The following is a 299-nucleotide window of genomic DNA, read 5'->3' as shown; positions in this document are numbered from 1 at the left end:
CCGGAAATTTTTTAATTAATCTATTAGCTGGGATTATTGCTTATACTCACCAACCTAAAAAGCCATCGATAAACTTAGCAGAGCAGCATCGCTTATTGTTAATGGCTGCCTAAAAACCCAAAATTCAGGTTAATAGGTATTTATTTTTGCAAGAGGGATTTTAGATAGTGTAGTCACGAGACTTCCGCCCATATAGCAATACATCTAATATGGACTGCAGCCAAGAATGAGGCTGTGTTCTTTGCATAACGGGTCGCTATTCCTCTCCAGCGCTTCAAATGTAAAAATGCATTTTCCAC

2 pseudogenes are annotated in these 299 nt (G+C 38.5%); one reads left to right on the top strand and one right to left on the bottom strand.

Going from position 1 to position 299, the window contains the following annotated elements:
• Positions 1-113: pseudogene (locus BU804_RS12240) on the top strand (IS982 family transposase); the annotation flags it as partial.
• Between the two features lie 60 nt (positions 114-173).
• Here the strand turns inward: BU804_RS12240 and BU804_RS12235 are convergent.
• Positions 174-299, bottom strand: a pseudogene (locus tag BU804_RS12235) (IS5/IS1182 family transposase); the annotation flags it as partial.

It is taken from the genome of Candidatus Protochlamydia sp. W-9 (genome assembly GCF_001950615.1).
In the GTDB taxonomy this organism is placed as follows: domain Bacteria; phylum Chlamydiota; class Chlamydiia; order Chlamydiales; family Parachlamydiaceae; genus Protochlamydia; species Protochlamydia amoebophila.
This window is presented reverse-complemented; position numbering and strand designations above follow the sequence as displayed.